Below are 12,802 nucleotides of genomic sequence, written 5' to 3' on the forward strand. Positions count from 1 at the left end.
AAGAATTCCTATGGAACGGGAATGTGTAAGACGGGCAATTCCCCCTGACTTTCACAAACCCCACAGACGAACTCAAGAACCGTCCCCAACGTCCCCAACCGTCCCTCCCGTTCCCAGCCCCGTCGACCTGAAAGAAAGGGGACAATTGCCAAGTGAACCCATTCGTGGGAGTTCACGTTAAAGCGAGTGCCGATGCTGAAGGGCCAATTTCGCCCTGGTTCACATCCTGCGCCTCCCAGAGGTTGGCGAAATTCCTTCAGCATCCAACGAGCCAGTGAACGAGAACGTGGGTGAACGGGCAATTTCCCCTATCTTTCACACGACCCCTTACTCAAACCTTAATGCGTCTATTGGATCCATGGCAGCAGCTTTACGTGCCGGGAAGACGCCGAAGATAATGCCGATGGCGGCCGAGAAGCCGAAAGCCATCACCACTGAAGTCAAGGAAATACTGGTATCCATTGACAAGGCCTTCCCCGCCAAGGACGATCCTCCATAACCGAGGGCGATGCCTATACCGCCTCCCAAGATACTAAGTACGACAGCCTCAATAAGGAACTGCAGCAGAATATCCATTCCTTTAGCTCCGATCGCTTTCCGTATCCCAATCTCCCGAGTTCGTTCGGTAACTGAAACGAGCATGATATTCATGATTCCAATTCCCCCGACCAGCAGGGAAATACCTGCAATTCCGCCCAGGAGCATGGTCAAGGTTTGAGTTACACTTTGCATAGCTTCCAACATGTCAGCCTGATTCTGAACCCTGAAGTCGTCATCTTTACCTTCTTGGATTTTATGGGCTTTTCGCAAGGTTGCCGTAATATCATCTTGTGCTATTTGCATAAGGTCCTCGGATGTCGCTGAGACCAGAATATTGCGTACCGTTTTCTTTCCGATTAAGCGCGCTTGGATGGTAGTGATAGGTGCGGTGATCATATCATCACTGCTTGACATTCCGGTTGATCCTGTTGCTGTAGTCACTCCGATGACTTGAAACGGTACATTGTTAATCTTAATATTCTTCCCAATGATATCAGCATTCACATCACCCATCAAGTTTTCCACGACGGTTGGGCCGAGTACTGCGACTCTGGCACTGCTGTTCACGTCTTGCTCAGTAATATAACGTCCGCGTGCAATCGTGACATTTCTAATAGTTGCATAGTCCTCAGTCGTGCCGGTAATACTCGTGGAAGTGTTTCCTGAGGCCAAGACCACTTGAGCACTTGTGCTCGCAACCGGTGCAACCGCTTTGATAGCCCTCCCTACTTCTAACTTGGAAACATCTGTCATGCTTAAGCTCGCTGAGCTCCCTGCACCCCCACTAACCCCTCCGGAAAAGGATTGTGCCGAACTAATTGTAAGCAGGTTCGAGCCCATGCCCTGAATCTGGGAAGTAATCGAAGCAGTTGCTCCATTGCCGATTCCGACCATGGCAATGACAGCCGCCACTCCGATAATAATCCCCAGCATCGTCAAGGATGACCTGAGTTTATTTGCTCGTAAAGCCCTGAGAGAGACTCGGATACTTTCTAAAAAGTTCACTCTGCTCCTCCTTCCCCCTCGACGACTTGCGCTTGAGCCTTACGTGGATTTTTTACTGGTTCGTCCCCTTCAATATGACCGTCTCGGAAACGGACAATCCGCTCGGTAAATTCTGCAATATCCGGTTCATGGGTTACGATGATAATCGTATTTCCCTGGGCATGGAGGCGCTGGAAGATCGCCATAACCTCTTCACTGGACCGACTGTCCAAGTTCCCCGTAGGCTCATCCGCTAAAATAATCGAAGGGTTTGTGACGAGCGCCCGTGCGATGGCTACCCGCTGCTGTTGCCCGCCGGATAATTCTTTAGGGCGATGATGAATTCGTTCGCCAAGACCGACAGATTCCAAGGCCGCAATGGCCCGAGTTCGCCTTTCTTTCCCTCCCATTCCCGCATAAAGCATAGGAAGTTCTACATTTTCTACAGCCATGGTTCGAGGAAGGAGATTGAAACCCTGAAAAATAAAGCCTATCTTGCGATTGCGAATTACGGATAAATCATCACCGGTGGCCTTTGCAACATCCGTTCCATCGAGAAAATACTCTCCCTCAGTTGGTGTATCCAAGCATCCCAAAATATTCATCATGGTTGACTTGCCGGAACCGGAAGGCCCCATAATGGCTACAAACTCACCCTCTCCTACATGCAAATCTACTCCACCTAACGCCGCAACTTTGATATCACCGTTAGCATAGATTTTTTTGATTCCTTTAAGATTTATCATAACATCCCTCCTGAAGTATCCGCTAAAAGCACGTTCAACGAGGTCCCTTAACTAATCTCTATTGAATTGCTCATTAATAAGTCTCTATCTGACTCTTACCGCACCAGTTGCACCCGCTGGTCTGGCTCCGCCACCGCCACCTAAGAATCCTCCGGCAGAATCCTTTGTTGTTACAGACGTACCAACAATGGTAATGACCTCTTGCCCTTCTGTCAAACCACTCTTGACCTCTACATTTGTTCCATCATCTAAGCCAAATTCCACTGGGATGAATTGTACTTCGGCTCCGGTCTGTTCGCTGCCAGATTTTTGGACAACCTTAGGTTGAGTTTCAGACTGAGATGACGAGTCTTCTTGTCCCGCAAGATCATCTTTTTCACCCATGGGAACCATAACACCTTTTTCATCCCCTCTAGTTTTGACCGCCTCACTAGGTACGGTTAGAACATTCTTGGCATCTTCTACAATGATGTCAATATTAGCATTCATTCCCGACCGAAGCTTATCACTGGCTTTTTCTACTGTCACCGTAACTTCAAAGGTTGTAACATTTGAAGTAGTTGTTCCTTGAGGAGCAACTAAGCTCACCACCCCGCTGCTATGGTCATCTGAGTAGGCATCAAGAGTAATATCCACTTTCTGTCCTACTTTGACCTGAGCAATATCGGCCTGATCAATTGACGCATCCACTTCAAGACTACTCCCAGTGGTCCCTGAAGGCGTGATCGTGATTTTGGAATCATCTGTTGTATATTGGTAAAGTTGTAAATTGGAGTCGATAACGATGGCATCCGTAGGCGCAACTATGGTAGCTCCTGACAATTTTGCCTCCGTGCTGTCAAGTTGTGCATGTGCTTGTGTAATACTGGCCTGAGCCGAAGCTATGTCTGCAACTGTCGGGCCGGCCTCTTGCTGTTTCACTTTATATTGAGCAGCCGTAACATCCGCTTGCGCAGCTTCTAAAGACTTTGCCGCGCCTCCATTTTGCGCATTTTGGGCTGTTGTTAAGTCAGATAATGCATCGTTTAATGTGCTTTGAGCAGATTGTATAGACGACGTGTCTCCGCTCTGCTGCGCCTTAGCTAAAATATCACTAGCCTGTTTAACTTTCTCATCAGCCAATGTGACTTGGTTTCCCAAATAGGCCGGATCCGCATCCTGCTGTGATGCTGTTAAACTCTTCTGTGCTTTTGCAAGTTCCGACCGAGCCTGAGCTTTCGTTTGTTCATTATATCCATCATAAAGGGATTGAAGCTTAGCCTCAGCGGCCGCTACGTTGGCTTGCTGCTGCACGACATCAGCTTTAAGGTTTGTTTCATCAATCTTAGCAAGAACTTGGCCTTTTTTTACTGTATCACCGACCTTGAAATTCAGCTCAACCACCTGTCCCCTGGTCACATCTCCACTGTTGGAGAACTGTAACGGTATCGACTGAGGGTAATTAACCGTTCCGGTTGCAGTAATCACCTTGCTTACATCTCCGATTTTTGCTTTTGCTGTGATGTTAGCAGCCACTACCGGCTTAGCCGTAAACTTCTTATAACCCCAATACCCTCCTCCCAAGACCAAAACGCTTAAAACCCCTATGGACACCCATTTTTTGTTCATGCTCTCTCTCCTTTTTATGTACTTAAACAGTGGTTTCTACTCAACTGAGTTTTAACTTAACTATTCTCAGGGGCACTCCGGCAGAGATGTCTGGCGGTTACTTACCGATTAAAATTCCTAATCAGGATATCACAGTATTATGTTCAAACAACGATAAACTTCTTAAGATCTTGTCAGGATTAGCTGAATATCTGCTGAGTTTTCACATTCTGGTTTATGGGCAATAGAATTCTAAAACAGCTTCCTGCACCAAGCTTACTTTTCACTTGAATTGAGCCGCCATGAGCATGGATAAATTCTTTGGCAATTGCCAGCCCTAATCCGGTTCCACCGCTTTCCCGCTCTCGAGCTTTATCTACTCGATAAAAACGGTCAAAAATATGCTCAAGTTCTTCTTCCGGAATTCCTTCTCCTGAATCTTCAACCGTCACTTGTACCCAACTATTAAACTTCAAATCATCCTTCTTTTGAAAAACTCTCGGTTTCACTTCTTTTGGTTCTCCGGAATCTTTGGCTTCCTCCGATTTTTCGAGCTTGTCTATCTTTTCCCCTTTACGACGGAAGACATCTCGTAACCGATGAGCCCCGTCGGCACCCACCCCGTCTTCCGCAAGCTTTTCTTGCTCTGTCAAGACCAAGCGAAGAGTTCCACCGGGCGGAGTATGTAAAAGAGCATTCCCTATCAAGTTGACAAAAACCTGAGTTAAACGGTCCGGGTCGCCAATAATTTCAGATACCTCTCCCAAAATTTCAGCATGCAACTCCCGCTCCTCGAATTCAATCGCGAATTGCTCTGTAATCCGTTCCACTAATTTTCTTAGATTTACAGGTTTTAGGACCATAGGTAATTTTCCGGCTTCCGCAAGATTTAGCTGTTGGAGATCCCGGACTAAGCGAATCAATCTCAAAGTTTCATCCTGAATGGGAAGAATCGTTTCCGGAGTTGAAGGCAGCACTCCTTCTTGGATCGATTCCAGTTTTCCAAGGATAACAGAAAGCGGGGTTCGCAATTCATGGGCAATATCTGCCACCATGTTACGTCTCACTTCCTCATTGCGAGCCAATTGTTCAGTCATTCGGTTAAAGTCCTGAGCCAAGATCGCGATATCACCCTTCCCCTTCACATGAACCCGCGAAGACAAATCTCCTTTTCCTACATTTCGAACGGCTTCCATCAGATGGTTCAGAGGCTTAGTGAAATGTCGGGTCAATAACATTCCTAAGAGTAAGGCTATTATAGATGTGAGAGTCAATCCGATAAGCATAGCTTTGATAATTGAAGTTCCAATTGTTTTGGCAACTTTATTATTAGCAATCAGAGGGTTTTCCTGCCAGTAATAGCCCACTGTTTGGTCTTTCACCTTGATTTCTTCCCGTTGTTTCATGATTTTGGTACTTGAAGGCAACTGAGAGAGGGGTTTGCCGAAATCTTCATTGCGCGAGTCGACTACAACCTTGTCTTCCAAGTCAAATACCCAAAAAGGCGGGCCATCTCGGCGAGGCCTGCTAAATTTCAGATCCGACTCAGGCATAGCCCGCACGACGGGAATTCCGTCGATAAAGGTTACCAGTTTTCTTTCTGTCTCGTTTCCTTCAGTTATAGCCCCAAACCTTCGCTCTGCCTCATTAATCTTCGTGACGTAGCCTTGGGCTCCATCCCAGCTGCCACGGACTTCATAGTAGCCACTCAAAAGCCGCTTCCAACTCTCTCCATAAGCTTGTTGTACATAGGTTTCTGCATGTCCGAGCAACGCTTGGGTCGAGGTAAGGGCAATCCCTGTGAAGAAAATGGCCATAAAAAAAACCATGCCTATAAGCCCTATGATAAATTTACGTCGTAAGGTCACAAGCCCTCACCGAACCGATACCCTACGCCAAACACAGTTTCTACATACTTTGGTTCACTGGGATTGTCCTCAATTTTCTTGCGCAAGTTTGAGACGTGGGTGTCAATAGAGCGCTCATAGTAGAGATATTCCTCCCCCATCGCTTGACGCAAGAGCTGCAGACGACTATATACAGTACCCGGGCGTGTTGCGAGCAAATGTAAAATGTTGAATTCCGTCGGGGTCAAAAGGACCTCCTGCCCTCGTTTTAAGACTTTGTGGCTTGAGACGTCCAAGCTTATCTCCCCTCGAATTATGACAGAAGAGGCACTTTCCTGCGACACTCCGGCCGAGCGCCGAAGAACAGTTTTAATTCGAGCTGCCAATTCTCGAAGGCTAAAGGGCTTGACAATATAATCATCCGCTCCAAACTCTAAGCCCAGCACGCGATCGATTTCCTCGGATTTTGCAGTGAGCATGATTATAGGAATTGTACTTGTCTCCCGCAAACGTTTACACATTTCCAGACCACTTATTCCCGGAAGCATCCAATCCAACAAAACGATGTCTGGTTTCTCGCGCTCGATTAGCTCCATCCCCTCAAGTCCATTGATTGCTGTTAAGACACTATATCCTTCCCGTGAGAGGTAATCTCTAACGAGTGTGAGAATTTCCGGTTCATCATCGACTAAAATGATTTTCATTTTCATACCACCACTTTTCCGCTTTTATCTGTTGAATATAAGTATAACGTTTATATTTCAGTTGTATCTAGGGAAGATTTGAAGATTTTATGAAGATTTGGGGTCTTTGAAAGTCAGGGAACACTTGCCCGTTCACACAAGTTCCCGTTCACTGGCTATTGGATGATGAAGGTATTTCGCCAACCTCTGGGTGGCGCTAGATGTGAACCTCGGCGAAATATGCCTTCATCATCGGCACTCGCTTTATCGTGAACTCCCTCTGATGTGTTCTCTTGGCAATTGTCCCCTTGCTTTCTGGTCGACTAGGATAGGGACGGGGGAACGTTTTAGGTCGATTATAAATACGATACCCTCGCTTAAGCTTTCTTAAACGAGGGTATCGATTACTGCATTAATTCCATTCGTTCAGTCAGGAGTTCCAAACTGTATGACAATTCGTCGTGTTCCCGATCTGTGTACCCTCTGAGCACTTCACTTAAAAATTTATGTCGTTCGGCAATCACTGCTTCCAGGGCTGCCTTCCCCTTAGCTAATAAATGCAGTCTGACTATCCTTCGGTCCTTGTCGTCTCGAACACGTTCGACAAGCTCAACCAGTTCCATTCTGTCTGCTAGATCAGTTGCTGTACTGCAAGCCACAAACAAGCTCTTACATAATTCGCCCATGGTTTGAGGCCCATATTCTTGAATGCTTATAAGGGCATTGAACTGAAGTTCAGAGATTTCCAAGTCTTGTAGAACCCCTCGACCACGTTCAAATAAAATAATATTAGCACGTCTCAAAAATTGCTCTAAGCCTTTTGTTAATTCTCCGTTTAGTACCGCCATTCCCACCCTCATTTCCTAAATATTATAGCAATTCTATATTATCATAAATTAAAGTCTTGTCCACCAAAATGAAACAAGACGAACAGAAATTGCCTGAGAAAAAAGGGGGCGTAACAAAGCTTGAGAAATTTTACGGGTGGTGTGCGCTATCCCCAAAAAAGAGGATTATACACCTGTAAAGTGGTGTATAATCCTCGAAAATATCGGCAATCTCGAACAAAAGGGTCTGTAACAAACTGGAAAACAAGTTTTGATACAGACCCCATGTCCCGTAACGTCTTCCTGCCAGTCCTGACAGCGATCCCGCGACAGGGCTGGCGTCACGAGCTTTCCGACTTAGGTGGAACTGGGAGGATAATTGAAAAGGTTAATTGAGCTTGGAGAATTAGGCAGGGCCTTGTTATTATTTTGACTGCTGCTGTTGTTAGTATTGCTATTGGTATTATTAGTATTATTGCTATTGTTGTTAGTACCGCTGCTTGGTACGACTACTCCTAAGCCCGCGTTTCCGGTTCCGGTATTGGGGACAACTGGGTTTGCAGTAACTGCCGACTTAACTAAGCTTGCCTTGTATACTAGATTTGTTGCAGCAACGGTCCCATATTTAGTGATAGGAGCCCCTTCAATTCGAATCTGGACTTGCTTGATTGTGGAAAACTGAGTCAATGTATTGACGAGTCCATATAAGGCCGCTTCAGGGGAAACTTTGGAGTTAGGTTGCAAAAACTCTTTACTTAAATCTACAATAACCACGTTATCTTTAATCGCGATATCCAGCAGGGTGGTGACCGTGGAAACGGAGCTCTGCATGGTATCTGTCATAATCGGCCCTTTTAACCACTGATTGACCGTCTCTCTAGCCATGCTCACAGTCTTTTGTAAGGTCCGTTCTTCCTTTAGTAAGTATTTGCCACTGGTATCCGGGAAATAAAGTGCAATCACAATTCCTTCTCCAGGAGTTGTCGATGCAGGAAGAGCGGTCTGCTTATCTTCGTTCGCCCCTATCCAGTCCGCTAATGGAGTCGAGGCTCCATCCTTTTTCACTAATGTCTCCAATGTCCCACAGCCTGTCATGAGAATTAAGCTGAGGAAAATAACCCCCATAAGAATACAATTTCGCACCCGTACTTTCATACTTTTTGCCCCTTCCTCAGACAAATTTTCGGCTTTTATAAGGTGTTTAAACTCTGCTTGCAGAAGTTTTTATACCCTCTTTTCTAACCTATGCTTTGTCCAAAAAAATAGTACAGGTTCTTACTATAAAAAGAGCCCTTTGATCTTCTCCCAAAAGAAAAAACGAACCTTTGGCTTGCTTGTCAGAGCGTAGTCTGTCTGACTTTTTCCATCTACTTGAACCGCGGTGGAATGCTCGATGTCCACAAAGCAAAGTGCAGGAAAAAGAACACACCACCAATTTGATCCTTGTCCCTCTCCGATTACCACTCGCAATGCTTCATATTCCCCGGCTGGTAACACTAAGGTCCCATAGGATTTAGTCGGGAAAGGAAAATGCCCATATTCCGTGTGAACGGTATAATTCTTATTCCAAGCTTGAATTACAGAGAGTGCAATCCTCTCCATATTCGGCTGAATCTGCTTAACAATTTGCCGTGATTCTTCTAAAGACTGAGCAGCGGCCAACTGTGGTGCAACATCTTTTAAGATTGCATCTCTAACCGCCCGCTTCAAGGCTTGGTCTTCGTCACTATCTGAATTGGCGAGGACGTGAAAACGAATTAATTGATCCGGTGTTTGCGCCGGTGATGTTTCTACCTTCCCTCTTCCCACCGCAATAGGCCCCTCAAAGGCCCCAAATGTCAAAATCCCTAGCATACTTATAATAATTGCACTGATAATAACTCGAGCTCTCATGCCTAAACCCCTCTTCCGAAACATTTCTCTCTAATACAAGCCTGTCCAGGAATGTGAAGGTTTAAACAAAGTAGCAACTCTAAACAATAATATTCTCGAGGGACAACACCTTTCTCGTATAAAGCATGCCTCTTAGCCATAAATATGGGTATCGTGATTTTCATAGAAAGGAGCTTCTCATGCACGACATCTTCGAGATCGTCTGGATCAGTATGATAGCCGGACTGGCTACTACACTTGGCAGCCTGCTTGTCCTCATGTTTGGCAAACCAAAAGAGCGTATCCTTGCCTCCCTTTTAGCCGGTGCCGGAGGAGTTATGTTAGCAGTTGTGAGCGTTGATTTGCTCCCGGAGGCTTGGGAGGTCGGGCCACCCATTCAAGTATGCTTAGGGTTTGTCCTCGGACTGCTTTTCATGTATCTGGCAGACATGCGCCTCAATGTCTCCCATGACACGCTCCCTCTGTCACGACGACAACGACTTAAAAAAACCGGCCTGCTTGTCGCCGCCGGTATTGCCTTACACGATATCCCCGAGGGGATGGCCATTGCAGTCAGTCAGGAAGCCGCTCCCGGTCTGGGATTTCTGATTGCCTTTGGAATTACGTTACATAATCTTCCTGAAGGAATGGCAACGACAGCTCCCTTAAAAATGGCCCAAATCCGTTGGTGGAAAATCCTTCTGCTTAACATTGGAATTGCTTTTTTCACGCCCCTTGGTGCCTTGCTCGGTCTCCTCGCCCTGGAGGGAGTAAAAGATTCCCTCGCCTTCTTTCTGGCCTTTGCAGCCGGGGCCATGACCTTACTCGTTTTTGCTGAGTTGATGCCCCTTTCCCGCGAACGGCACCCCCGCTACGCCTTGCTCGGTGGTACTATCGGATTCATCATATTTGCCTCGATCAGTCTGTTGCTTCCAGCCTAAGGACCCTTTAGCCGGAGCTAAAAAAAGTGTTTATCACATAACTATCTCTCAAAGATTAGCAGGGACGTAACGAAATTAATTCTTCGTTACGTCCCTGCTTTTAGGTAATGATTATTTATAATCATACGGCAATCGTTTAGTCAATTTGTTAACTTTTCTAAATCCTCTAAACTTAAACAAAACTAATAACTCCCACGTTACTTAAGCACCTGAGCCGCATAGTCTCCCATGGCTTTATATCCTTTGGCATTGGGATACTTATCATTAATGGTTAACCCGGTTAAATATTTCCCCTCAGTATCAAACAATGCTTTGGAAAAATCTAAAGTTAAGATTTCCTCCTGCTGAGCGTAACCCCATTCCCATTCTCGAGTCTCATTAATACTTTCACGCTCTCCGGGATACTCGATCGGCAAGGCAAGAATAGGGATAATGTGATTAGATTTAGCTTTTTCCACGATAGCTGTAATATTTGTCTGGACTTCGGCAAGGGGCACATCTTGAAGCGCATCCCCAATTCCGGCAAAGATGATAACCCTGCCGGGTTTCTCTGCAACCACATCCGTGTCAAAGCGATCCAGCAAGTCTTTCGCAGTTTGCCTTGATTTCCCCTTATTGATCACAGGGACCTGAAGAACCTCAGCCATGCGCACGGTCCAAGAATATTCTGGGTCTAAAGGATAGCCGAGAGTAAAAGAATCTCCTAAGGCAACAATCTTCGGGTTGCTTAGTGATGGATTCGCTGTTGTCGAATCAGGATCCACGGGGACAACAGGCGTCTTTCCACCTTGACCCCAAAATCCTGCAAAACCCGCAATCAAGACGATAAGGGCCAGACCAACGGCTACTTGAATCAAGCGTATCTCCAGCCGATATGTTCGCATAAAAATTCCTCCTTCCTTTATCAAATATTCTACATCCTTGACCACTTTCCTTCTTCATTCTACATTCTGCATTCTACATTCCTTCTGACTGATCCTGTGAACGCATCATACACCAGTATACACTTTGGCGCATATTTTGGTATAAGGAAAAAAGGAGGTTGCCTTATGAATTACATTATCAAAGCCCGCGAATTAGGAGAAGCCTTGTCCCAAACTCCGGAAGTTCAAGCATTAAAAACTGCCGAGGCTTCTATCATGACCGATCCTATGAGTAAAGAGGCATTCGTTCAATATCAAGAAAAAGAACGCGGGCTTGTAACCACTCAAATGCTCAGTAAAATTGTTCCGGAAAAGGACACTCTAGCCCTTCTCGATCTAAAAGTTCGCTTAATGAACAAACACCCTCTAATTAAAGCCTATTTTGTTCAACAGCAAAACTATGAGAAACTAATGGCTATGGTTAATTTGACCCTGACTACAGCGATGCATGGAATGCCATCTGCCAGTGACCTGCCCATTCCGGAAGAGTTTAAAGGCATGGCCCAGCAAATTCTCGACAAAATCAGTGGTGGAAATGCTATGGAGAAAATGCAAATCTCGCCTGACATGTTAAAAGGCATTAAACTCCCTCCCAATCTCTAGTCATAGAAGGTGTGATTGAGTAATGAGACCCGCCGGTTATCAGGGAGCACATTTTATAAACGACATCTCACATCCTCTGACTTTAATTGCCTTTCTTATGGTCATCGTATTGGGGGGGTGGGTGACTATACGCGCTTGGTTCTGATGACTAGCAGGAAGGGGGAACGCCGTGATCAACAAACATGACTGTATCGCCCCGTTACCGGCGACTCCTTTTTCCTTTTCTATCTTAGTGACAAGCCCTATCCGCCGAAACCTATTGTACTGTCCCGTCAGTTCCATCATATTTCCTTTGGCTAAAACAAGAATCCAATTTGCTTCTATGATTGTTGCCGGCTTAGATATCTTTATAGCCTTTCTCTTTAAACGTTCTTTAGCTCATCCTCCAGACCTCTCCCGCCCTGCCCCTGAACAATACCCTGTGACCCTGACCATGCCGCAGCTAAATCAACTGATACGCTCAGCTCTTAATGGGGAAATCCCTCTTTCTTCATCACAGAGATCTGTTCCTGGTCAAGGCTTTGGTCCCGTAGGACTGGATGAACCGCTTTTCCCAGATAATCTGAGTGTCTCCTTGATCATTTCGGCTCCATTTGCACCCTTCGACGGCAGCCCAGACACATCATTTAATGTCCCATTATTCGAAGTCCCTGGTGTCCCCGGCAACCTAATTATCGCTGTAAGTATACTCATCGCCCAGTTTTTCATCGAACGAGCGGGAGTCGGAAATGGGGACAAGAACTCAAATGGGAAGGCTGCCATAAGACGAGCTGAGGGAGGGATCCTGTATGTCAATGCCTTTTAAGTCCCCATCCTATCCCGATTGTTGTCCGCCCTCTTCTGCCCCTCGTTCAAGACCACCCTTAAATTCCAGGACTTCAGATTCTTGGAATTACACCTTTAAGCGCCTTATACCCCTTCTGGAATATCCAACTGTTGGAGTCGGCCTTCTGGCCTGTACCTTCTTCTTCTTCACTGCCTTTCTTTCAGATCCCATCTTAGTCAATATAACCTCGATGACATTAGGAATCGTCGTAACAATAACCACATTCAGCCTCCTGATATTGATCATATTTATTCAGATATTATTATGAGTAAGGCAATGGCTCTCCTTTAAAGAATTATAACTGACAAAGTGGGCTTTATTATAGAATTTAGCAGAGTTCTAAAACAAATTAAGGCTGAACAAAACTTCAAATAAGTTTTGTTCAGCCCTTACATCGGATTGAAATAGGTTTTTATTATTTGT

General features: G+C 45.7%; 15 protein-coding genes. 4 read left to right on the forward strand and 11 right to left on the reverse strand.

The features are described 5' to 3' along the window. Window positions 1-8 precede the first annotated feature (8 nt). The 7 genes from LJE72_RS09560 to LJE72_RS09590 all read right to left on the reverse strand — a co-directional run bounded on the left by LJE72_RS09560 (window position 9) and on the right by LJE72_RS09590 (window position 7,235). Window positions 9-302, reverse strand: coding sequence for a hypothetical protein (locus LJE72_RS09560; protein WP_229247341.1), 294 nt, complete (start codon window positions 300-302; stop codon window positions 9-11). Window positions 303-327: 25 nt separating this feature from the next. Then, complete coding sequence (locus LJE72_RS09565) at window positions 328-1,545, reverse strand: ABC transporter permease (RefSeq protein ID WP_229247342.1); 1,218 nt, start codon at window positions 1,543-1,545, stop codon at window positions 328-330. Next, on the reverse strand, window positions 1,542-2,270 hold the full coding sequence (locus tag LJE72_RS09570; protein ID WP_229247343.1) for an ABC transporter ATP-binding protein: 729 nt from the start codon (window positions 2,268-2,270) through the stop codon (window positions 1,542-1,544). The genes LJE72_RS09565 and LJE72_RS09570 overlap by 4 nt, the downstream gene beginning before the upstream one ends. A gap of 84 nt (window positions 2,271-2,354) precedes the next feature. Continuing rightward, the gene (locus LJE72_RS09575; RefSeq protein ID WP_229247344.1) at window positions 2,355-3,878 is read right to left on the reverse strand and encodes an efflux RND transporter periplasmic adaptor subunit; all 1,524 of its coding nucleotides are present in this window, start codon (window positions 3,876-3,878) and stop codon (window positions 2,355-2,357) included. A 179-nt stretch (window positions 3,879-4,057) separates the two neighbouring features. Further along, window positions 4,058-5,725 carry a sensor histidine kinase gene (locus LJE72_RS09580; RefSeq protein ID WP_229247345.1) on the reverse strand — a complete coding sequence of 556 codons (1,668 nt, stop codon included), beginning with the start codon at window positions 5,723-5,725 and terminating at the stop codon, window positions 4,058-4,060. Beyond that, window positions 5,722-6,408 (reverse strand): response regulator transcription factor, encoded by a 687-nt coding sequence (locus tag LJE72_RS09585; RefSeq protein ID WP_229247346.1) that lies wholly within the window; start codon window positions 6,406-6,408, stop codon window positions 5,722-5,724. The genes LJE72_RS09580 and LJE72_RS09585 overlap by 4 nt, the downstream gene beginning before the upstream one ends. A gap of 383 nt (window positions 6,409-6,791) precedes the next feature. Then, window positions 6,792-7,235, reverse strand: a complete 444-nt coding sequence (locus tag LJE72_RS09590) for a MarR family winged helix-turn-helix transcriptional regulator (protein WP_229247347.1) — start codon at window positions 7,233-7,235, stop codon at window positions 6,792-6,794. Between the two features lie 120 nt (window positions 7,236-7,355). Between LJE72_RS09590 and LJE72_RS09595 the strand changes: the two genes are divergently transcribed. Continuing rightward, complete coding sequence (locus tag LJE72_RS09595) at window positions 7,356-7,610, forward strand: hypothetical protein (RefSeq protein ID WP_229247348.1); 255 nt, start codon at window positions 7,356-7,358, stop codon at window positions 7,608-7,610. Here LJE72_RS09595 and LJE72_RS09600 read toward each other — a convergent pair. Then, a complete protein-coding gene (locus LJE72_RS09600; protein ID WP_229247349.1) occupies window positions 7,572-8,369 on the reverse strand; it encodes a GerMN domain-containing protein in 798 nt (265 codons plus the stop codon). The two genes, LJE72_RS09595 and LJE72_RS09600, sit on opposite strands and share 39 nt — an antisense overlap. A 123-nt stretch (window positions 8,370-8,492) precedes the next feature. Then, window positions 8,493-9,107, reverse strand: coding sequence for a stage II sporulation protein R (gene spoIIR, locus LJE72_RS09605; protein WP_229247350.1), 615 nt, complete (start codon window positions 9,105-9,107; stop codon window positions 8,493-8,495). Window positions 9,108-9,286: 179 nt separating this feature from the next. On the opposite strand from spoIIR, the gene LJE72_RS09610 reads away from it, so the two are divergent. Next, window positions 9,287-10,027, forward strand: coding sequence for a ZIP family metal transporter (locus tag LJE72_RS09610; protein WP_229247351.1), 741 nt, complete (start codon window positions 9,287-9,289; stop codon window positions 10,025-10,027). Window positions 10,028-10,224: 197 nt separating this feature from the next. On the opposite strand, the gene LJE72_RS09615 is transcribed toward LJE72_RS09610, so the two are convergent. Next, a complete protein-coding gene (locus LJE72_RS09615; RefSeq protein ID WP_229247352.1) occupies window positions 10,225-10,911 on the reverse strand; it encodes a GDSL-type esterase/lipase family protein in 687 nt (228 codons plus the stop codon). 165 nt (window positions 10,912-11,076) lie between these two features. On the opposite strand from LJE72_RS09615, the gene LJE72_RS09620 reads away from it, so the two are divergent. Together LJE72_RS09620 and LJE72_RS09625 are read left to right on the forward strand one after the other, a co-directional pair. Next, complete coding sequence (locus LJE72_RS09620) at window positions 11,077-11,553, forward strand: YlbF family regulator (protein WP_229247353.1); 477 nt, start codon at window positions 11,077-11,079, stop codon at window positions 11,551-11,553. A gap of 169 nt (window positions 11,554-11,722) precedes the next feature. Beyond that, window positions 11,723-12,358, forward strand: a complete 636-nt coding sequence (locus LJE72_RS09625) for a hypothetical protein (RefSeq protein ID WP_229247354.1) — start codon at window positions 11,723-11,725, stop codon at window positions 12,356-12,358. 87 nt (window positions 12,359-12,445) lie between these two features. On the opposite strand, the gene LJE72_RS09630 is transcribed toward LJE72_RS09625, so the two are convergent. Then, the gene (locus tag LJE72_RS09630) at window positions 12,446-12,601 is read right to left on the reverse strand and encodes a hypothetical protein (RefSeq protein ID WP_229247355.1); all 156 of its coding nucleotides are present in this window, start codon (window positions 12,599-12,601) and stop codon (window positions 12,446-12,448) included. Window positions 12,602-12,802 lie beyond the last annotated feature (201 nt).

It is taken from the genome of Desulfosporosinus shakirovi (assembly GCF_020595055.1).
Lineage (GTDB): Bacteria > Bacillota > Desulfitobacteriia > Desulfitobacteriales > Desulfitobacteriaceae > Desulfosporosinus > Desulfosporosinus shakirovi.

Bases quoted from the DNA above. Each gene is read 5' to 3' on its own strand.
- LJE72_RS09600 (WP_229247349.1), bottom strand. From the start codon at position 8,369: ATGAAAGTACGGGTGCGAAATTGTATTCTTATGGGGGTTATTTTCCTC.
- LJE72_RS09590 (WP_229247347.1), bottom strand. From the start codon at position 7,235: ATGGCGGTACTAAACGGAGAATTAACAAAAGGCTTAGAGCAATTTTTG.
- spoIIR (WP_229247350.1), bottom strand. From the start codon at position 9,107: ATGAGAGCTCGAGTTATTATCAGTGCAATTATTATAAGTATGCTAGGG.
- LJE72_RS09585 (WP_229247346.1), bottom strand. From the start codon at position 6,408: ATGAAAATCATTTTAGTCGATGATGAACCGGAAATTCTCACACTCGTT.
- LJE72_RS09620 (WP_229247353.1), top strand. From the start codon at position 11,077: ATGAATTACATTATCAAAGCCCGCGAATTAGGAGAAGCCTTGTCCCAA.
- LJE72_RS09570 (WP_229247343.1), bottom strand. From the start codon at position 2,270: ATGATAAATCTTAAAGGAATCAAAAAAATCTATGCTAACGGTGATATC.
- LJE72_RS09575 (WP_229247344.1), bottom strand. From the start codon at position 3,878: ATGAACAAAAAATGGGTGTCCATAGGGGTTTTAAGCGTTTTGGTCTTG.
- LJE72_RS09610 (WP_229247351.1), top strand. From the start codon at position 9,287: ATGCACGACATCTTCGAGATCGTCTGGATCAGTATGATAGCCGGACTG.
- LJE72_RS09615 (WP_229247352.1), bottom strand. From the start codon at position 10,911: ATGCGAACATATCGGCTGGAGATACGCTTGATTCAAGTAGCCGTTGGT.